This is a genomic window from Rhizobiaceae bacterium, from assembly GCA_023953835.1.
Taxonomy (GTDB): domain Bacteria; phylum Pseudomonadota; class Alphaproteobacteria; order Rhizobiales; family Rhizobiaceae; genus Mesorhizobium_G.
In genome coordinates this window covers 3,523,652-3,542,388 of the sequence record JAMLJB010000001.1, presented here as the reverse complement: position 1 = coordinate 3,542,388, position 18,737 = coordinate 3,523,652, and the positions used below count along the sequence as shown (strand labels likewise).

Annotated in this window: 17 protein-coding genes; 15 read left to right on the top strand and 2 right to left on the bottom strand. The window is 61.4% G+C overall.

Going from position 1 to position 18,737, the window contains the following annotated elements; all coding sequences use genetic code 11:
• The first annotated feature begins 104 nt into the window (after positions 1–104).
• The 7 genes from pyrH to M9924_16645 all read left to right on the top strand — a co-directional run bounded on the left by pyrH (position 105) and on the right by M9924_16645 (position 5,642).
• Positions 105–827 (top strand): UMP kinase, encoded by a 723-nt coding sequence (gene pyrH / locus M9924_16675; protein MCO5066031.1) that lies wholly within the window; start codon positions 105–107, stop codon positions 825–827.
• Between the two features lie 36 nt (positions 828–863).
• Positions 864–1,418 (top strand): ribosome recycling factor, encoded by a 555-nt coding sequence (frr, locus tag M9924_16670; GenBank protein ID MCO5066030.1) that lies wholly within the window; start codon positions 864–866, stop codon positions 1,416–1,418.
• Between the two features lie 39 nt (positions 1,419–1,457).
• The gene (locus tag M9924_16665) at positions 1,458–2,177 is read left to right on the top strand and encodes an isoprenyl transferase (GenBank protein ID MCO5066029.1); all 720 of its coding nucleotides are present in this window, start codon (positions 1,458–1,460) and stop codon (positions 2,175–2,177) included.
• 26 nt (positions 2,178–2,203) lie between these two features.
• On the top strand, positions 2,204–3,016 hold the full coding sequence (locus M9924_16660; protein MCO5066028.1) for a phosphatidate cytidylyltransferase: 813 nt from the start codon (positions 2,204–2,206) through the stop codon (positions 3,014–3,016).
• A 150-nt stretch (positions 3,017–3,166) separates the two neighbouring features.
• Positions 3,167–4,276 carry an RIP metalloprotease RseP gene (rseP, locus tag M9924_16655; GenBank protein MCO5066027.1) on the top strand — a complete coding sequence of 370 codons (1,110 nt, stop codon included), beginning with the start codon at positions 3,167–3,169 and terminating at the stop codon, positions 4,274–4,276.
• A gap of 76 nt (positions 4,277–4,352) precedes the next feature.
• Complete coding sequence (rpiA, locus tag M9924_16650) at positions 4,353–5,057, top strand: ribose-5-phosphate isomerase RpiA (protein MCO5066026.1); 705 nt, start codon at positions 4,353–4,355, stop codon at positions 5,055–5,057.
• A 72-nt stretch (positions 5,058–5,129) separates the two neighbouring features.
• Entirely contained in the window at positions 5,130–5,642 is a 513-nt protein-coding gene (locus M9924_16645; GenBank protein MCO5066025.1) for a DUF2059 domain-containing protein, read from the top strand.
• Positions 5,643–5,645: 3 nt separating this feature from the next.
• Here the strand turns inward: M9924_16645 and M9924_16640 are convergent, their stop codons facing one another.
• A complete protein-coding gene (locus tag M9924_16640) occupies positions 5,646–6,137 on the bottom strand; it encodes a peroxiredoxin (protein ID MCO5066024.1) in 492 nt (163 codons plus the stop codon).
• Positions 6,138–6,224: 87 nt separating this feature from the next.
• Here M9924_16640 and M9924_16635 point away from each other — a divergent pair, with 87 nt between their 5' ends.
• The 7 genes from M9924_16635 (at position 6,225) to tuf (ending at position 15,099) form a co-directional block, all read left to right on the top strand.
• Positions 6,225–9,611 (top strand): DUF3971 domain-containing protein, encoded by a 3,387-nt coding sequence (locus M9924_16635; GenBank protein MCO5066023.1) that lies wholly within the window; start codon positions 6,225–6,227, stop codon positions 9,609–9,611.
• 92 nt (positions 9,612–9,703) lie between these two features.
• Entirely contained in the window at positions 9,704–10,384 is a 681-nt protein-coding gene (locus tag M9924_16630; protein ID MCO5066022.1) for a response regulator transcription factor, read from the top strand.
• Positions 10,385–10,541: 157 nt separating this feature from the next.
• Positions 10,542–11,576, top strand: a complete 1,035-nt coding sequence (locus M9924_16625; GenBank protein ID MCO5066021.1) for a cysteine synthase A — start codon at positions 10,542–10,544, stop codon at positions 11,574–11,576.
• Positions 11,576–12,313 (top strand): alanyl-tRNA editing protein, encoded by a 738-nt coding sequence (locus M9924_16620; GenBank protein ID MCO5066020.1) that lies wholly within the window; start codon positions 11,576–11,578, stop codon positions 12,311–12,313. Before M9924_16625 ends, M9924_16620 begins: the two co-directional genes overlap by 1 nt.
• Positions 12,314–12,327: 14 nt before the next feature.
• Positions 12,328–13,173, top strand: coding sequence for a 3-mercaptopyruvate sulfurtransferase (gene sseA / locus M9924_16615; protein ID MCO5066019.1), 846 nt, complete (start codon positions 12,328–12,330; stop codon positions 13,171–13,173).
• Entirely contained in the window at positions 13,170–13,745 is a 576-nt protein-coding gene (locus tag M9924_16610; protein MCO5066018.1) for a GNAT family N-acetyltransferase, read from the top strand. The genes sseA and M9924_16610 overlap by 4 nt, the downstream gene beginning before the upstream one ends.
• A 178-nt stretch (positions 13,746–13,923) precedes the next feature.
• Positions 13,924–15,099 (top strand): elongation factor Tu, encoded by a 1,176-nt coding sequence (gene tuf / locus M9924_16605; protein MCO5066017.1) that lies wholly within the window; start codon positions 13,924–13,926, stop codon positions 15,097–15,099.
• A gap of 76 nt (positions 15,100–15,175) precedes the next feature.
• Here the strand turns inward: tuf and M9924_16600 are convergent, their stop codons facing one another.
• Positions 15,176–15,862 carry a flagellar biosynthetic protein FliO gene (locus M9924_16600; GenBank protein MCO5066016.1) on the bottom strand — a complete coding sequence of 229 codons (687 nt, stop codon included), beginning with the start codon at positions 15,860–15,862 and terminating at the stop codon, positions 15,176–15,178.
• 220 nt (positions 15,863–16,082) lie between these two features.
• Here M9924_16600 and M9924_16595 point away from each other — a divergent pair, with 220 nt between their 5' ends.
• Positions 16,083–18,671 carry an ATP-binding protein gene (locus M9924_16595; GenBank protein MCO5066015.1) on the top strand — a complete coding sequence of 863 codons (2,589 nt, stop codon included), beginning with the start codon at positions 16,083–16,085 and terminating at the stop codon, positions 18,669–18,671.
• The last annotated feature ends 66 nt before the right edge of the window (positions 18,672–18,737 follow it).

Genomic DNA, 18,737 nt, shown 5'->3' with positions numbered 1-18,737 from the left:
CTTCTGCTTTTGAGACGGGCGCCGCGTGACATCGCGGCGCCCGTCGTGTATCCGGCTTGCGGTCCCGGCTGAGCCGGACGAGCGATCATCAATCGAGGATAGAAATGGCGGAAAAGCCCAGATACCGGCGCATTCTACTCAAAGCCTCCGGCGAAGCGCTGATGGGCGAACAGCATTTCGGTATCGACGTCTCCGTCGTGGATCGCATCGCTTCCGATATTGCGGCGGCCCGCCGCATGGGCGTCGAAGTGGGCGTCGTCATCGGCGGCGGCAATATTTTCCGGGGCGTCGCCGTTGCATCCAAGGGCGGCGACCGCGTGACCGGCGACCATATGGGCATGCTGGCGACTGTCATCAATTCGCTGGCGCTCCGCACCTCGCTGGTGAAGATCGGCGTCGATGCGGTCGTTCTTTCGGCAATCGCCATGCCCGAACTCTGCGAAAGCTTCTCGCAAAGGCAGGCGACCGCCTATATGAACGCCGGCAAGGTGGTGATCTTCGCGGGCGGCACGGGCAATCCGTTCTTCACCACCGATTCGGCAGCGGCGCTCCGCGCTGCCGAAATCGGAGCCGATGCGCTGTTCAAGGGAACGCAGGTCGATGGCGTCTATTCAGCCGATCCGAAAAAGGAGCCGTCCGCGACACGCTTCGAGCATATCACGCACAAACAGGTGATCGAGCGCGGGCTTGCGATCATGGACACGGCGGCGATTGCGCTTGCGCGTGAAAATCACATTCCGATAATCGTGTATTCTATTCATGAGCAGGGTGGTCTGGGGGAAATCCTGCGCGGTGGCGGGCGCTGCACGGTCGTTTCCGACGAATAGGCCCTTTCGGGGCAACGCACAGGCAGGGAGAAAACAATGACTGGCAATTTCAACGACCTACAGCGCCGCATGGATGGCGCGATCAATGCGTTCAAGCACGATCTTGCTTCGCTGCGCACCGGACGTGCGTCGAGCAATCTGCTGGATGCGATCCAGGTTCCCGCCTACGGCTCGACCATGCCTATCAACCAGGTTGCTACGGTTTCGGTGCCCGAGGCGCGCATGCTGGCGGTCAATGTCTGGGACAAATCTATGGTCGGCGCGGTCGACCGGGCCATCCGCGAGGCAAATCTCGGCTTCAACCCGATCGTCGATGGAAACAATCTGCGCATTCCCTTGCCCGAGTTGAATGAGCAGCGCCGCAAGGAACTGGTGAAGATCGCGCATGGTTACGCCGAAAATGCCAAGGTGGCCGCGCGTCACGTGCGTCGTGACGGGATGGATCATCTCAAGAAAGCCGAAAAGGACGGTGATATCAGCGAGGACGATCATCGCCGCGAATCTGAAAAGGTTCAGAAACTCACCGATGATACAATCAATATGATCGACAGCTTGCTTGCCACCAAGGAAGCCGAGATTATGCAGGTATAGGGTCAGGCTTCCGCTTCGAAATGCGGAGGAAGGCGGAATATGGGGACGCCCGCTCACGTCGCGATCATCATGGACGGCAACGGCCGCTGGGCGAAAGCGCGCGGGCTGCCTCGCGCCGCCGGGCATCGCGCCGGTGTCGAAGCCTTGCGCGCCACTGTGCGCGCGGCCCCGGATCTCGGCGTGGAATGGCTGACCCTCTATGCGTTTTCATCGGAGAACTGGTCGCGCCCCCAGTCGGAGGTGAGCGACCTGATGGGATTGCTCAAGCTGTTCATTCGCCGCGATCTCGCCGAACTTCACAAGGCGGGCGTGCGTGTACGCATCATCGGTGCGCGCGAAGGTTTGGAGCAGGACATATTGGCGCTGCTGCGCGAGGCCGAGGTGCTGACGGCAGGCAATGACCGGCTCAACCTCAACATTGCATTCAACTATGGCGGCCGTGACGAGATTGTGCGCGCGGCCCGCAAGCTCGCGGATGCAGCTCGCGGCGGCGAGATCGAGCCGTCGGCCATCACGGCGGAGCGCTTTGCCGCGGAACTGGACACATCGGGCATGCCCGATCCCGACCTGATTATCCGCACCAGTGGCGAAATGCGGTTGTCCAACTTCCTCTTGTGGCAAAGCGCATATTCCGAACTGGTGTTCATGCCTTGCTACTGGCCGGATTTCGGTGCGCAGCATTTTGAGGAGGCGATCAGGACTTTCAGCGAACGGGACCGCCGTTTCGGTGGTCGCAAGGCCGGAGGTCTCGCGTCGTGAGCGCGACCAGTGAACCACGCCGCCCCATGAGCAATCTCCAGCTCAGGGTCATTTCCGCTGTCGTGCTGGCGGTGCTGGTGCTGCTGTTGACCTGGCGTGGCGGCGGGCCTTTCAGGCTTCTCAGCGTCGTCATTGCGGTCGCGATCTTCATGGAATGGTGCCGCATGGCGCGCAGCCCGTCCAATGCCTTGAATCAGATCGTCGCTGCCGTTCCGTTCGCGCTCGCCATGCTTGCCCTTTTGCTCGGAATGCAGGCGCTGCTCGTGCTGCTCCTGCTTCTGCTCGGAGTAGCGGTGACATTTGTTCACGCGCTCTATTCGGGGGTAGATCGGTGGGCGACTGCCGGACTGGCCTATGCGGGGCTCTCGGGAACCGCACTTGCATTTCTGCGCGCCGATGACGGTCGCGGCCTCGCCGCGATCCTGTTCCTTTTCGCGGTGGTGTGGACCACCGATATTTTTGCCTATTTCGTGGGGCGAGCGCTCGGTGGGCCGAAGCTGGCGCCCGCGATTTCGCCCGGCAAGACGCAGAGCGGCGCGGTCGGCGGCGCGGTCGGCGGCGTGCTGGCCGGGCTGTTTCTGATGTCGTGGCTCAGCTTCGGCAGCCCGCTCGCCTATGGGGTGCTGGCGCTTGTTCTTTCGATCGTGTCGCAGGCAGGCGACCTCTTCGAATCCTGGGTCAAGCGCCGCCATGGTGTGAAGGATTCGAGCCATATCATCCCCGGCCATGGCGGCGTCATGGATCGTGTGGACGGGCTCGTGGCTGCCGCGATTGTCCTGTACATTGCAGGCGCTCTTTCCGGAGGGCCGGATTTTCCGGCGCACGGAATTTTCAGTTGAGTCATCGTGCCGCAGGTTGCAGCGATCACGTCGAGTTGGTCGTGTCATGCCTTTTCTTTGGCATGTTCCTTGCGTAAGGCAGTCTCGATATATGTGGCGGTTGATTGGACCGGCTAACGGGTGGGCGAATTCTTGACTTCAATATTCAGCATGGACGGCGTGCTGTTCGGCACGCTGGTTCCGTTCATATTCGTCCTGACCATTGTCGTGTTCGTGCATGAAATGGGCCACTATCTCGTGGGTCGCTGGTGCGGCATCGGCGTGAAGGCGTTCTCCATCGGCTTTGGTCCCGAGATTGCGGGTTTCAACGACCGGCACGGCACGCGCTGGAAGCTCTCGGCCATTCCGCTCGGCGGCTATGTCAAGTTCGTGGGCGACATGAACGCCACGAGTACGCCTGAGAGCGGCGAACTGGAGAAGCTTTCGGAAGGCGAGCGCAAGATCGCTTTTCATACTCAGCCTGTCTGGAAGCGCGCCCTGACCGTGTTTGCCGGTCCGCTGTTCAACTTCCTGCTCACAATCGCGGTTTTCGCGGTGATGTTCTACGCATATGGGCGCGCAGTCAGCGAGCCGATGGTCGCTTCGGTGCAACCCGATTCGCCTGCGCAGGAAGCGGGTTTCATGCCGGGCGACCGCTTCGTCAGCGTGGACGGCACGCCGGTGACGACCTTTGCCGATGTGCGTCGCCTCGTTTCGGGTCGGGCAGGGGATCCGCTGGTCTTTGTCCTTCATCGCGCAGACAAGGAAATCAGCATCGTCGCCACGCCGCGCGTCATGGAGCAGGAGGACGCGCTCGGCAACAAGGTGAATGTCGGCGTCATCGGCGTCGTCAATGACGAGAAGCTCGGCCAGCCGCGCGTCCTGCACTACGGACTTGCCGGCTCCTTGGTCGAAGCCGTGCGCGAAACGGGTTCGATCATCGGCCAGACAGGCCAGTTCATGAAGCGGTTCGTCGTCGGGCGCGAGGATCGCTGCCAGTTGGGCGGCCCGGTCAAGATAGCCAAGATCTCCGGGCAGGCGGCCAAGCTCGGCTTTGAGTGGCTGGTGCAGCTTGTCGCCTTGCTGTCGGTCGGCATCGGATTTCTGAACCTGCTGCCCATCCCGCCGCTCGATGGCGGACATCTGGTTTTCTATGGAATTGAGGCGGTGCTGCGCAAACCCGTATCGGAACGGGCGATGGAAGCCGTTTACCGCGCCGGTTTCTTCCTTGTGTTGATGTTTATGGGGTTCGTGTTCTGGAATGATCTGTTCGGCTGCTAATCGACCATAAATTCTTTGCCCTTGCCGGGAAAAATGGTACGAGCGCGGCCATTGAACACGCCGGAATTGTTCGCTGATGGATGCAAAGGCCCTTAAGATCGAGGCAGCGCGGGCTGCGCTTGGCTATGTCGAGGACGGAATGCGCCTTGGCATCGGCACCGGCTCCACAGCCGAGGAATTTGTGCGGCTCCTTGCCGCCGCAGTCGCGAAGGGTCTTCGCGTGGTGGGCGTAGCCACGTCCGAGCGGACAGAGGCGCTCTGCCGCGAACTCGGCGTCGCGATGTCAAATCTCGACGAGACGCCGGAACTCGACCTGACCGTGGACGGAGCCGATGAGATCGACCCGGATCTCTCCCTTACAAAGGGAGGGGGAGGCGCGCTACTTCGCGAAAAGATCGTGGCCTTTGCGTCCAGTCGGATGGTGGTGATCGCGGACAGGTCCAAGGTCGTGAAGCATCTGGGCGCCTTCGCCTTGCCGATCGAGGTCAACCGCTTCGGCCTCAAGGCGACAATCGATGCCATCCATCGCGAGAGCGGCGGGCTCGGCCTTTCCGGGCCGCTTACGCTGCGCATGCGGGACGGCGAACCCTTCGTGACCGATGGCGGCCATTTAATCGTGGATGCATCTTTTGGCCGCATTCCCGATACAAGAGCGCTGTCAAGCGCGCTGCATGCAGTGCCGGGGGTCGTTGAACACGGACTTTTCATCAACCTGGCCGATATTGCCATCGTTGCCGGCAGCAACGGCATCGAAACACTCCGCCCTGTTGGCGCATCGTAGGAATTTCAAGGAGTTATGACTGCTATGACTTTGCTTTCGTTTGCCCGCGCCGCCCTTCTGACGGGTGCGGTGATGGTTGCGGTAATTCCGGCATCGGCGCAGGATATCTCCGAATCGCATCTTAAGGCGGCGCGCGATGCAGTATCCGCCATCCAGGCCACGTCGATGTACGACAACATCCTGCCGCAGGCCGCATTCGCGCTGAAGCAGGAGTTGATCCAGCAAAACCCGGACATGCAGGACGCGATCAGCAAGACGGTGGATGAGGAAGCGCTCAAGCTTGTCTCGCGCCGGACCGATCTCGAACGCGAAGCGGCCCAGGTCTATGCCAAGGCCATGACGGAAGAGGACCTGCGCAATATAGCCAATTTCTACAATTCCGATTCCGGCAAAAAACTGCTCGAAACAGCGCCCATCGTGACGCGTGAAGTCATCAAGGCCGCTGACATCTGGCAGCGTGGCGTCGCGCGCGATCTCGCACAGGCCGTCGGGGAAAAGCTTCAGGCGTTGGACAAGGCGGCCGGGAAGGCAGCACCCGCTCCGCAGGAGCCTGCACCGGCGGAAGGCACCCAGCCCCAAAACTGATAGTCAGACCTGCAAGGCGCGGAGCCGCTCCAGGACCTCGTCGACGTGACCCTTGAGGCGGACCTTGCGCCAACTCGCCGCGATGTGACCGGCGGGGTCGATGATGAATGTCGATCGATCCACCCCCATGTGGGCGTGACCGAAGGTGGATTTTTCGATCCAGAGCCCATAGGCATCGATTGCGGTGCGGTGCTCGTCGGAAATCAGGTCTACGCGCAACGCATGCTTTGCCCTGAAGTTTTCATGGCGTTTGATGCTGTCCGGCGAAATGCCGAACAACGCCGCTCCGGCGGCCTCGAAATCGCCCGCCGCCGCTGAAAAGGCGACGGCTTCGGCGGTGCAGGTCTGGCTGCCGTCCTGCGGATAGAAAAAGAGTACGACCCATCTGCCGCGAAGGTCGGAGAGGCGAATATTTGCTCCACTTGTCGCAGGCAAGTCAAAATCGGGTGCAATGGGGTTTGATGACTGTTCGAGTTCAGTAGCTGTTTTGCCCAAGATGTAATTTCCAATGCTTTACTTTTCGAACTACGGGCGAACCGCTAAAGCTAGCTGCGCGAATCGTTCGCCGGCAAGGACGCGCTGTTGACGAACCAGACAGCAAAAAACGACGATACACACGAGAAAATTCGATTCCGAAGGGAAGAGATTGTCGATCTTTCGGCCATGCCTTCCGCTGACGGAATCCCGTTTTCGGCGCGCAGGCTGCGACGCGGGGGAAGGATAGCACGCTGGAGCATCAGATTTGCCGCGCTTTTCTTCGCCCTGGTTTTCGGCTTTTTGGCCTTCCTGCAGATGCTCGGCCTTTCCGGGTTCGGCGCCCAACGCCTCACGCAGATCGCACAGACGGAACTGCGCGCGTTTTTCGGGCAGGACATCGATGCTGCAATTGGGGGCGCGCGCTTTTCTGTCCACGGACCGGGTACGCTGACCCTCGATCTCTCTGATGTTCGCATTTCCAAAGGCGGTTCGGACGATGTGGCAATTGCTGCGGAGACCTTGCGTCTCAGGCTGAACAGCTGGTCATTGCTGGTGGGCGTCCCGCGCCTGTCGGGCGCATCGCTGAACAATGCCCGCATTGTGGTGGCGGCCATGCCGGGACAAAGCAATGCGGCCTGGATGTCGGGGCTGCTCAATCCCGACGGGTTGCTTGATCCGGACAAGGTCCTGCGCTTCGTTTTCGATGCCGCAAACAACGCGTCGCATCTCTTTTCCAGCGGCCGCGTTCCCGAGGTGGAAATCAGCGATGTCCAGTTTGAATTGCCGGAAGGTGTCCCAACCCGCATCATCGGGGTAAAACGCGCCACGTTCGAGCACGACGAGGGACGCGTTGCCTTGAACGGCGTCGCCAGCGCGGACAGTCACAATGCGGAGTTCCACGCCGAGATCATCCCGAACCAGCAGGATCGCTCTGCCGAGAGCTTCAACCTGTCTTTCAGCACCATAAGGCAAGATGATGAAAGACAAAGCATTTCGCTCGGGAAATCTACTGTTTCCATAGCCGGTTATGCGCCGCGCCATGGAGAAGTCGAAAAGCTTGAAGCGACCATTCTCGGGGATGGCCTCGCCGTCGATCTGGGCAAGCGCGGCATCCTGTCCGGCAAGCTCGATATTCTCGCCACCCTTGCCGCAGGCTCCGGGAAACTCGAATTCGACAGGTTCAACACAACGATTGGCCGGTCCGTGTTCAAGATGTCCGGTGCAATCGCACCGCGCCCGACGGAGCCCGGTCAGGAATCCTCTTATCGCTTCGAGCTTGTCAGCCCGGATTCGTCATTGGCGCCGGAGGACACGAACGAACCGGACATGCAATTGTCGCTCACGCTCGAAGGTTCATATGCCCCGAATATCCGGCGCATCGAGGTCGACAAGATCGGCCTGTCGAGCGCAAGCGGCACGGCATTCGGCGATGCCGCCGTCACACTTATCGACCACGGTGCACCTGGCATCGCGCTGGATGTGAGCGTCTCGAACATGTCGGTCTCGCATGTCAAGCAATTGTGGCCGTGGTTCTCGGCGGGACCGGCGCGCCGCTGGGTCAATGAAAACCTGTTTGGTGGGACGGTGCCGAGCGGGTCGATCCATTTCGCGGTGGTGCCGGGGCGACTCGGAAACGGACAGAAGCTCAACGAATCCGAGGTTTACGGCCAGTTTCAGGTCTCGCAGACCCGGTTCGACATTGCCGGCCTGCTGCCGCCCGTGCGCGACGCGGTGGGAACGGTAAGCTTCGCGGGCGACGATGTGGACATCACCCTGAACAGCGGCAAGGTGTTCCTGTCAGACGGCAAGAGCGTGTCCGCCAGCGCGGGCCGCCTGACGATCACGGACGCCGGCAAGCGCCCTGTGATCGGCACCCTCAAGATCGACGTTGCCGGCGACGCATCGGCGATTGCGGAGCTTGCCTCCCTTGAGCCGATCAATGCGATGAAGAGCACCGGCATTGCGCCTGCGGCGCTGTCCGGGCCGGTGCGGGGCACCGTCGATGCCCGCATTCCGATGCACAAGGGAATCGATAAATCGCTGCTGGACTGGCATGTCGATCTGGCCTTCGAAAACCTGTCGATTGCCGAGCCGGTCGAAGGGCAGAAGATCACGGATGCGGACGGCACGATCGTGCTCGACAAGCAGAAGGCCATCATCAAGGCGCATGCCATGCTCAACGGCTTTCCGGCAGAACTGACCCTGACGGAACCGCTGGCGCAAAGCGACGTGACGCGCCAGCGCGACATCGTGCTTGTTATCGATGAGGCCGCGCAGGCCCGGCTGTCGCCCGGGCTGGACGAGTTTATAGCGGGGACGATCAGGCTCGATGTCACGAACGGGGAGGGCAGCCGCAGGCATTTGGCGGCCGACCTCACCGGCGCAAAGCTGAACCTGCCAATGGTCGGATGGAGCAAGGGCGAGGGGATACCGGCAAAGCTCAGCTTTGAAATCGCGACCGACTCCGGCCAGATACAGATTACGAATTTCGATCTCTCTGGATCGGCTTTTGCCATCGCCGGAGACATGAGCATCGCGGACGGCGGCTTGCGCTCAGCGAAGTTCAGCCGGTTCCGCCTGACGCGGGACGATGACGTCGCCGTCGCGCTGCAACGCTCCGGAAAGGGCTACGCTGTGAGTGTGTCAGGCGCCTCGCTTGATGCCCGGGCGCTGATCCGCCGCGTCACCCAGCCGGATCCGAAAGGCGATACGGGAAGCTCTTCGACGCCGATAACCCTCAAGGCCAATGTCGACCGCATCATCGGGTTCAACGGCGTCAGCCTTGGCCGCGTTGCGCTCACCTATTCTGCCGCGACCAGCGTGACGGGCCTTTCGCTTGCCGCGACGCTTGGCAACGGCAGTCCCGTCACGGTTTCAAATTCGCCCGACGGCGCGGGGCGTCGTTTCAAGCTGGCTGCACAGGATGCCGGTGCGCTGCTGCGTTTCCTCGACGTCTATGGCCGCATGGAAGGCGGAACGGTGGCGCTTTCGATGGCTGCCAGCGGCGGCAATTACGCGGGACAGCTCGACCTGCGCAATTTCTGGATCGTCAACGAGCCGAAGCTGGGTTCGATTGTCTCGACGGCTCCCTCGGCCGACACAAGAAGCCTGAACGAGGCCGTGCGGGGCCGCATCGATACATCGCGCGTCCAGTTTGAGCGCGGTTTCGCCGACATCGAAAAGGGGCCGGCCTATCTTCGCGTTCGCAACGGCGTCGTGCGCGGGCCGGCGGTCGGAACTACTTTCAGGGGGACGGTCTATGACGAGAACGACCAGATGGACCTGACCGGCACTTTCATGCCCGCCTACGGCCTCAATCGTCTGTTCGGCGAATTGCCGCTGATCGGCCAGATACTCGGAAACGGGCAGGATCGCGGCTTGATCGGCGTGACATACAGGCTGACCGGAGACGTGAACGCGCCGCGCCTTCAGATCAATCCGCTTTCTGTGATTGCTCCGGGAATATTCCGCAATATTTTCGAGTTCCAGTAGGCCATGTACTATTTGGCTATGGCAGGCTGGCTTGCTCGTCCTATCCTTTCGGCCCCGTTGCGAATGCGGCGGCGAACCTTCGGTTGGAGACCATGAGCGCCACGAGTGAACGTGTCCGTTTTCTGATTATCGACGACCATCCGCTGTTCCGCGATGCGCTGCACGGCGCGGTGCGTGTCGCATATCCCGACGTTGAAACCGTCGAGGCGAAATCCATCAGCGAGGCGCTGGACGTGCTCGCAGCGGGCAGCTTCGACCTGTGCCTGCTCGATCTCAACATGCCGGACGTGCAGGGCTTCGAGGGACTGCTTCAGTTGCGCACGCGCCATCCAAGCCTTCCCGTCGTCGTGGTGTCGGGCCACGAGGAGCCGCGCATCATTTCCGAAGCACTTTCCTATGGGGCTGCGGGCTTCATCCCCAAATCGGTGCGCAAGACCGACCTCGCCGACGCCATCCGCTCGGTGATGGAGGGTGAGGTTCACGTGCCTGAAAACTACCGGCCACAGCCCGCCGACGCCGGTCGCGAGGACCGTGCGAAGATGGTGCAGCGGCTCGCCACGCTCACGCCGCAGCAATTGCGCGTGCTCCAGATGCTGCGTCAGGGCTTGCTGAACAAGCAGATCGCCTATGAGCTTCAGGTCGGCGAAACGACCGTGAAGGCGCATGTCTCCGAAATTCTGCGCAAGCTCAATGTTTACAGCCGCACGCAGGCTGTTATCGAAGTGTCGAAGCTCGATAACGCCGAGCTGTTTCGGGACCAGTCGAGCTTCTGAGCATTTTCGTCGTTCGGGCCTGATGAGGCACGGGAAGCCACAATCGGCGATTGTGGCGCAAAATTGAGAGCGTTCGGCGGGCCGGGGCCGGTAAAACGTCTCTTGAAACCTCCCGCCCGTGTTCATACGGTCGCGCCGGAATTGGATGGGCATGCATATGTATCAATCAGTTATCGACGCAATCGGAAACACGCCGCTGATCCGGCTGAGGCGCGCCTCCGAGGAAACCGGCTGCGAAATACTCGGAAAGGCCGAGTTCATGAATCCGGGCCAGTCCGTGAAGGATCGGGCAGGGCTGTTCATCATACGCGACGCGGAAGCGCGGGGATTGCTGCGGCCAGGCGGGGTCATCGTGGAAGGCACGGCAGGCAACACCGGCATCGGCTTGACCGTCGTCGCCAAGGCGCTCGGATATCGCACCGTGATCGTCATTCCCGAGACGCAAAGTCAGGAAAAGAAAGACGCATTGCGGGTGCTTGGCGCGGAACTGATCGAAGTTCCTGCCGTGCCCTACAAGGACCCGAACAACTATGTAAAACTGTCCGGTCGCCTCGCCGCGCAGCTTGCGCGCACGGAAGCCAACGGCGCGATCTGGGCGAACCAGTTCGACAATGTCGCAAATCGCGACGGGCATATCCGCACGACGGCACAGGAAATCTGGGAGCAGACCGGAGGCCGGGTTGATGGTTTCGTCTCCGCCGTCGGCACGGGCGGCACGCTGGCGGGCGTTGCCGATGGGCTTCGCGAGAAGGATCGCAATGTCAGGATCGCGCTTGCCGATCCGTTGGGCGCGGCACTCTACAGCTACTACACGACCGGCGAACTGAAAGCCGAGGGAAGTTCGATCACCGAGGGCATAGGGCAGGGGCGCATCACGGCGAACCTCGAAGGCTTCACGCCGGACTTCTCGTTTCAGGTCACGGACTCGGAAGCGCTGCCGATTGTTTTCGATCTCATTCAGGAGGAAGGGCTGTGTCTCGGCGGCTCGACCGGCATCAACATTGCGGGGGCGATCCGGCTTGCCCGGGAACTGGGTCCCGGCCACCGCATCGTGACCATCCTGTGCGACTACGGAACGCGCTACCAGTCTAAGATGTTCAATCCGGAATTTCTGCGCGGCAAGGGCTTGCCTGTTCCTGTGTGGATGGATCAAAAGAGCGCTATCGAAGTGCCCTTTGAAGAGGTGTCGTAGTGTCCGCCCAGACGGAGTTGATCTTCCGCGAAGACGCATATCGCAAGGAAGACGAAGCGCGCGTCGTTGCTGTCGATGAGCGTGGCATTCTTCTCGACCGCACGATTTTCTACGGCACTTCCGGCGGACAGCCGGGCGACACCGGCAAGCTCTTGCGCGGCGACGGCGCGGCAATCGACATTGTTTCCACCGTGACAGGACACACAAAGGACGAGATCGTGCATGTGCCTGCGCCCGGCGGATCGCTGCCCGAAATCGGCGAGCGGCTGCAACTGGCGATCGACTGGCCGCGCCGCTACAAGCTGATGAAGATGCACACGGCCTGCCATCTGCTTTCCGTCATCTATCCCTATCCGATCACCGGGGCTTCCGTCTCCGAGGACGATTCGCGCGTCGACTTCGACTTCTCCGAGGGCGAGTACAGCAAGGAAGACGCGACAGCGCGCCTGATGGAAATGGTCGAGGCCAACCATCCGGTGTTTACGCGCTGGATCACCGAGGACGAGCTTGCCGCCAATCCCGGCCTCGTGAAATCGAAGAATGTCCGCCCGCCATCGGGTACCGGGCGCATCCGGCTTGTTTGCATCGGCGAGAACGCCGCGGTTGACAGCCAGCCATGCGGCGGCACGCATGTGGCCTCGACCGGCGAGATCGGGCAGATCCATATCGGCAAGATCGAAAAGAAGGGCCGTGAAAACCGCCGCTTCCGTATCCGTTTCGGTTCGCCGCCGGCCTGACAGGAGAAGAGCGAATGAGCGACAATCCCGCCTTTGTCAGCGCGGACTGGTTGGAAAAACATCTCGGTGAACCGGGCCTGAAGATCGTCGACGGCGCCTGGTATCTGCCCTCGCAAAAGCGGGATGCGCGCGGCGAATATGATGCCGGCCACATTCCGGGTGCCGTTTTCTTCGATCACGACTCGGTCGTCGAACCCGGATCGAAGCTTCCGCACGCCTTGCCGTCGCCCCGGAATTTCGCCCGGTTCGCCGGCTCGATGGGCATTTCGGAAACCGATACCATCGTCGTCTATGACGGCTTTGGACTCTTCTCCGCACCGCGCACACGCTGGCTGTTCCGTGTCATGGGCGCAGAAAAGGTGTTTATTCTCGACGGCGGCCTCGACGGATGGAAAAGGGAAGGGCGGCCTTTGACGACCGAGCAGACAAGGATTGCGCCGAACGTATTCACCCCCGACTTCAAGGCCGAACGCGTGGCTTCGCTCGCCGACATGCGCACCATTGTCGCTGGCGGGTCGGCGCAGGTGGCGGACGCGCGTCCAGCGGGCCGTTTCAAGGGTGTCGATCCGGAGCCGAGGCCGGGCCTGCGCGGCGGTCACATGCCCGGTGCGGTCAACATCGCATTCTCCGGCTTCTCGCGCGATGGACACATGGTCGGCAAGGATGAGCTGAAGACGATACTGGAAGGGGCGGGGCTGGACCTGTCGAAGCCGGTGGTGACGTCCTGCGGCTCAGGAGTATCGGCCGCGATCATCTCGCTCGCGCTCGAAACGGTCGGTCACACGGACAACAGGCTCTATGACGGCTCATGGGCCGAGTGGGGCAGCCTGCCGGATACGCCGGTGGTCAAGGACGAATGACCCGTACAAGCAAGCGCACGTCGCACGAACCGATTCCCGTCACGGTGACGCATCTTGAGATGACTGCGCCGCCCGCGCATTATCCACCGCTGCCGCTTGGACAGAACATCGCGCTGCTTTCGGCGCGTTCGATGCCTCGCCATTATTATCGCTATCTCATCGACCGCGTCGGCAGGCACTGGCATTGGGTCAACATGCTGATGCTGAGCGACGCCGAACTGGATGCGAGGCTGGCGGAGCCGGGCAGGGTCATCACCACACTTTATCTCGACGGCGCGCCGGCCGGGTTCTACGAAATCGCGCCAACGCCCACGGGAAGCAGCGAACTGCTCTATTTCGGCCTCATGCCGCATGCGACGGGGCGGGGGTTGGGCCGCTGGTTCCTCGGTGCGGCAATCTCCGCCGCCTGGGCGTCTGGCAATCCGTCGTCGGTGATCGTGCAGACCTGCACGCTGGACCATCCGGCAGCGCTGCCGCTTTACCAGAAGCTCGGTTTCAGCCCGGTCGGGCAATCGCACGTCATGGTGCAGCCATTGTCGCCCGCGCAACGCAGGTCCATTATCATGCGCTGAACAAGCGCTCTCGATTGAAATTTTGCCGCCGAAACCCATATTCCCTGCATCCCCGAAAGGTGCGGCGCCTGCGTAAGGGCTCAAAGAGCTTGTGAAAGAGCTTGTCTTTTTGGCCCGTTCTCGCTAATCGCCCCGCATCGCTGACAACCCGGCAAACGGCTGCCCAAGGAAAGAGACGATGGCAAAAGGTAAATTTGAGCGTACGAAGCCTCATGTGAACGTTGGCACGATTGGTCACGTTGACCATGGCAAGACGTCGTTGACGGCGGCGATCACGAAGTATTTTGGCGAGTTCAAGGCGTATGACCAGATTGATGCTGCGCCTGAGGAAAAGGCGCGCGGGATCACGATCTCGACGGCGCATGTGGAATATGAGACGCCGAGCCGTCACTATGCGCATGTGGACTGCCCCGGCCATGCTGACTATGTGAAGAACATGATCACGGGTGCTGCGCAGATGGACGGCGCGATCCTCGTGGTTTCGGCTGCTGACGGCCCGATGCCGCAGACGCGCGAGCACATTCTTCTGGCTCGCCAGGTTGGCGTTCCGGCGATTGTGGTTTTCCTGAACAAGGTCGATCAGGTCGACGACGAGGAGCTTCTCGAGCTTGTCGAGCTTGAGGTTCGCGAGTTGCTGTCGAAGTACGAGTTCCCGGGCGACGACATTCCGATCGTCAAGGGTTCGGCGCTTGCCGCTCTGGAAGACAGCAACAAGGAGATCGGCGAGAACGCGATCCGCAAGCTGATGGAAGAGGTTGACCGCTACATCCCGACGCCGGAGCGTCCGGTTGACAAGCCGTTCCTGATGCCGATCGAGGACGTGTTCTCGATTTCGGGTCGCGGCACGGTCGTGACGGGTCGCGTCGAGCGCGGCATCGTCAAGGTCGGCGAGGAGCTTGAGATCGTCGGCATCCGCCCGACGACGAAGACGACCTGCACGGGCGTCGAGATGTTCCGCAAGCTGCTCGATCAGGGCCAGGCTGGCGACAACATCGGCGCGCTGTTGCGCGGCGTGGACCGTGACGGCGTGGAGCGCGGCCAGGTTCTGGCCAAGCCGGGCTCCGTGAAGCCGCACAAGAAGTTCAAGGCGGAAGCCTACATCCTGACGAAGGAAGAGGGTGGCCGTCATACGCCGTTCTTCACGAACTACCGTCCGCAGTTCTATTTCCGCACGACGGACGTGACGGGCATCGTGACGCTTCCGGCAGGCACTGAAATGGTGATGCCCGGCGACAATGTGACGGTCGATGTTGAACTGATCGTGCCGGTCGCCATGGAAGAGAAGCTGCGCTTCGCCATCCGCGAAGGCGGCCGCACCGTCGGCGCAGGCGTCGTCGCTTCCATCATCGAGTAACGCTCGAAGCCAATATGATTTGAGAAAGGCGGCTCAAGGGCCGCCTTTCTTTTTGCCTGAATTTCGCAGAAGCGCTCTATCGCTTGTGGCTCGAAAGCTCTCCGAGCAGCTTTGCCATTTCTTCGTCGAGCGTGGATTTCGGCTTTGCCGGCTGCGGAGCCGGCTCGGTGATGTCGAGCGCGGTTTCGAGTTCCTTCAACAGGTCGGTGTCGAGTTCGTCCTTGGACCGTGCGGGCGGCGGAACCGCCACCGGCCTCTGAGGCTGCGCGGGGTGAGGCTGGCGAACGGGCCGCACGGCTGGCGCCTGCTGCGGGCGCGGAGCGGACGGCGGAGGCGGCAGGTGCTGGTGGGCAGATTGGGGCAGTGGCGCGTTTTCGGTGCGTGCAAGCTGCACCTTGTGCGGAACGGGCTGGGCCTCGATGGACTGCGGTGCATCGTTGACGATCAATTGGCGCTTCGGATGGCCATGCACGCTGATATCGCTCTCGACAACGATGTCGCTGTGGCCGCCAATCAGCAGCAGGTGCTCGACGTCATCGCGTCGAACCAGAACCAGCCTGCGGTGAGTGTCGATCGCCGTCGCGTCCATGATTGCCAGCCGCGCCTTGCGATTGCGGCCGCCGGCGACATAGGTGCCGGACCGCGCGCGTCTGTAGAGAAGATAGAGAAGGCAAAGAACGACAAAAACGCCGCACGCGACAGCCACGTAGAGTGCAGGCTGGGCATATTCGGCGCCGAAGATTTTCTCGAGCCACAGATTCATTTGCAAACCCCAACACAGAAACCCGCACGCCTTGAATTTGACACTAGAGCAAAGACGCCACGCCCCGCAAGTTAAGATGAGCGGTGGCGCACAGGCGAAAACCGGTAGAGAAGCGGAGAGAAAGAAAGGGCGAGATTTATTCGCCGAAGTTTTTCATATAGGCATGGAACGCCCACAACAATTTGTGATTCAATCCGATTTCAATGTGCCGCAGAGCCGAATGACGAGCGACAACCGCACCGATATCTATACCGCGCCGCTGATCGACAGGAGCGGGCGACCGAGCGCCATCACGCGGCTGATCATATTGATGATCGTGCTGACTGCGGCGGCGGTGTTTTTCTCGATGTATAGGCACCAGCTCGGCGATCCGTTCCTGCTCGGACTGCTCGGCGTTCTCGCGATGATCGGCGTGGGCTTCCTTTTCGCGGCGGCAATTGGCTTCGTTCATTTCCTGCCGCGCACGGCCAGCGACGACCTGTCCAAGGCTTTTCTTGATTCAATGGATCAGGGCATCGTTGTCACCGACCAGAAGGGTCGCATCATCTACGTGAACGGCGCCTATGCGGAGATGACCGGCGCGGCGTCTGCGTCCGAGGCCAAGACCATCGAAGGTTTGCTGATGGACATGCCGGAGGCATCCGCCACGATCATCCGGCTGGCAAACGGCTTGAGCGACGGCAAGCCCGGCGAGGGCGAAGTGCGCTTGTCGCAATCCGTACGGCCCGGAGCGGAGCAGGGCGCTCGCTGGTACAAGATTGGCGCGCGCAATCTCAAGGTTCCAGGCCAGCGTGCGCCGCTGGCGATCTGGGAGCTTGCGGATATTTCGCGCGAGCGCGAGGAGCAGGAGCGCTTTTTCCTCGACCTCCAGAAAGCCATCGACCATCTCGACCAGGCCCCGGCAGGCTTTTTCGCGACGGATCAGTCGGGCCGAATTTCCTATTTGAACGCGACGCTTGCGGGCTGGCTCGGAATTGACCTTGCAGGCTTCACGCCGGGGTCGATCCGCTTGCAGGACATCGTGGCGGGCGACGGCATGGCGCTCGTTCGCTCGGTGAAGGCCGATCCGGGCTCCACGCGCAATGCGGTGTTCGATCTCGACCTGCTTACGTCGAGCGGCAAGGCTCTGCCCGTGCGGTTCATGCACCGCATTTCCGCAAGCAAGGGCGGCGTCGGCGGTCCGTCCCGCACGATCGTGCTCAACCGTACGCAGGGCGAGGATGCGTCCGCCGAACTGCGCGCCGCCGAGGTGCGCTTCACGAGGTTCTTCAATTCCACGCCGATGGCGATTGCCGGGGTGGACCGCGAAGGAAGGATCCTGCGCACCAACGCGCCGTTCCTTTCCCTGTTTTCCTCGATCGTCGACAATGATGCGCTGGAGCGCCGCGTGCGCCTTGAAACCATCGTCCACGAGCGGGACCGGCCCGCGCTCGCCGACGCCCTGCGCAAGGCGCGGGAGCGTCAGGCGAAAATCGCGCCCATCGACACTGTTCTGCCGAACGACGAGGAAAGGCATATCCGCGTCTATGTAAACGCGATTGCCGACGAGGGATCGGGCGATGGCGCGGAAGAGGCGGCCATCGTCTATGCGGTAGATACGACCGAGCAGAAGGCGCTCGAAAACCAGATGGCCCAGACCCAGAAGATGCAGGCCGTCGGTCGGTTCGCGGGCGGCATCGCGCATGATTTCAACAATGTACTGACGGTCATCATGATGGCTTCGGACCAGCTTCTGATGAACCACAAGCCGTCCGATCCTTCTTTCCCCGACATCATGCAGATCAAGCAGAACGCCAACCGGGCCGCCTCGCTGGTGCGCCAGCTTCTTGCCTATTCGCGCAAGCAGACGCTGCGCGCCGAAGTGCTCAACCTGACGGACGTCCTTGCCGACCTGCGCATGTTGCTGACCCGCCTTGTGGGCAGCGAAGTGAAACTGTCGATGGATCACGGACGCGACCTTTGGCAGATCAACGCCGATATCGGCCAGCTTGAGCAGGTGATCGTCAATCTTTCCGCCAATGCGCGCGATGCCATGCCGGAGGGCGGAGAAATCCTTATCCGCACGCGCAACGTGCCGGCGGAGGAAGTTCCGGCCTTCGGCTATAGGGAGCTGCATCCGTCCGACTATGTGCTGATCGAATTTGAGGATACGGGGTCGGGTATCCCCGCCGATGTAAGGGAAAAGATTTTCGAGCCGTTCTTCACGACCAAGGACGTCGGGAAAGGCACGGGGCTGGGTCTTTCGACCGTGTACGGGATCATCAAGCAGTCGGGTGGATCGATCCACTGCGAATCCGAGGTGGGGAAAGGCACGATCTTCCGCATCTTCCTGCCGCGCCATGTGCCCAAGGCCGAACCGGCCATCGAGCAGGCAGCATCGTCCGAACCCGCGCAGCTTTCCCAGAAGGTGCCGGAGGCGCTGCAGGACCTTTCCGGTTCGGAAACCGTGCTGCTGGTCGAGGACGAGGATGGCGTGCGCATGAGCGGCGTGCGCCTGCTGACCTCGCGCGGCTACACCGTGCATGAAGCGTCGTCGGGCATCGAAGCGCTCGAAATATTCAAGGAATTGGGTAGTTCCGTCGACATTATCGTATCGGACGTTGTGATGCCCGAGATGGACGGCCCGACTCTTCTGGGCGAGGTGCGCAAGATCAGGCCCGACGTGAAGTTCATATTCGTGTCGGGCTATGCCGAGGACGCGTTTGCCAAGAACCTGCCCGAGGATGCGCAATTCGGCTTCCTGCCGAAGCCCTTTACGTTGAAGCAGCTTGCCACTGTGGTCAGGGAAACGCTGGACGGCGCACGCTGACTCGAGACTGCGCGTCAAGACGTCACAAATAAATTACCACAATCTAATTTAGACTGGCTTGCAATT

Excerpts from the sequence above, each read along its gene's own strand:
- M9924_16610 (MCO5066018.1), top strand. The coding sequence starts at position 13,170 with ATGACCCGTACAAGCAAGCGCACGTCGCACGAACCGATTCCCGTCACG.
- M9924_16595 (MCO5066015.1), top strand. The coding sequence starts at position 16,083 with ATGACGAGCGACAACCGCACCGATATCTATACCGCGCCGCTGATCGAC.
- M9924_16625 (MCO5066021.1), top strand. The coding sequence starts at position 10,542 with ATGTATCAATCAGTTATCGACGCAATCGGAAACACGCCGCTGATCCGG.
- rseP (MCO5066027.1), top strand. The coding sequence starts at position 3,167 with ATGGACGGCGTGCTGTTCGGCACGCTGGTTCCGTTCATATTCGTCCTG.
- tuf (MCO5066017.1), top strand. The coding sequence starts at position 13,924 with ATGGCAAAAGGTAAATTTGAGCGTACGAAGCCTCATGTGAACGTTGGC.
- frr (MCO5066030.1), top strand. The coding sequence starts at position 864 with ATGACTGGCAATTTCAACGACCTACAGCGCCGCATGGATGGCGCGATC.
- M9924_16600 (MCO5066016.1), bottom strand. The coding sequence starts at position 15,862 with ATGAATCTGTGGCTCGAGAAAATCTTCGGCGCCGAATATGCCCAGCCT.
- sseA (MCO5066019.1), top strand. The coding sequence starts at position 12,328 with ATGAGCGACAATCCCGCCTTTGTCAGCGCGGACTGGTTGGAAAAACAT.
- M9924_16660 (MCO5066028.1), top strand. The coding sequence starts at position 2,204 with ATGAGCAATCTCCAGCTCAGGGTCATTTCCGCTGTCGTGCTGGCGGTG.
- M9924_16645 (MCO5066025.1), top strand. The coding sequence starts at position 5,130 with ATGGTTGCGGTAATTCCGGCATCGGCGCAGGATATCTCCGAATCGCAT.
- rpiA (MCO5066026.1), top strand. The coding sequence starts at position 4,353 with ATGGATGCAAAGGCCCTTAAGATCGAGGCAGCGCGGGCTGCGCTTGGC.
- M9924_16630 (MCO5066022.1), top strand. The coding sequence starts at position 9,704 with ATGAGCGCCACGAGTGAACGTGTCCGTTTTCTGATTATCGACGACCAT.
- pyrH (MCO5066031.1), top strand. The coding sequence starts at position 105 with ATGGCGGAAAAGCCCAGATACCGGCGCATTCTACTCAAAGCCTCCGGC.
- M9924_16665 (MCO5066029.1), top strand. The coding sequence starts at position 1,458 with ATGGGGACGCCCGCTCACGTCGCGATCATCATGGACGGCAACGGCCGC.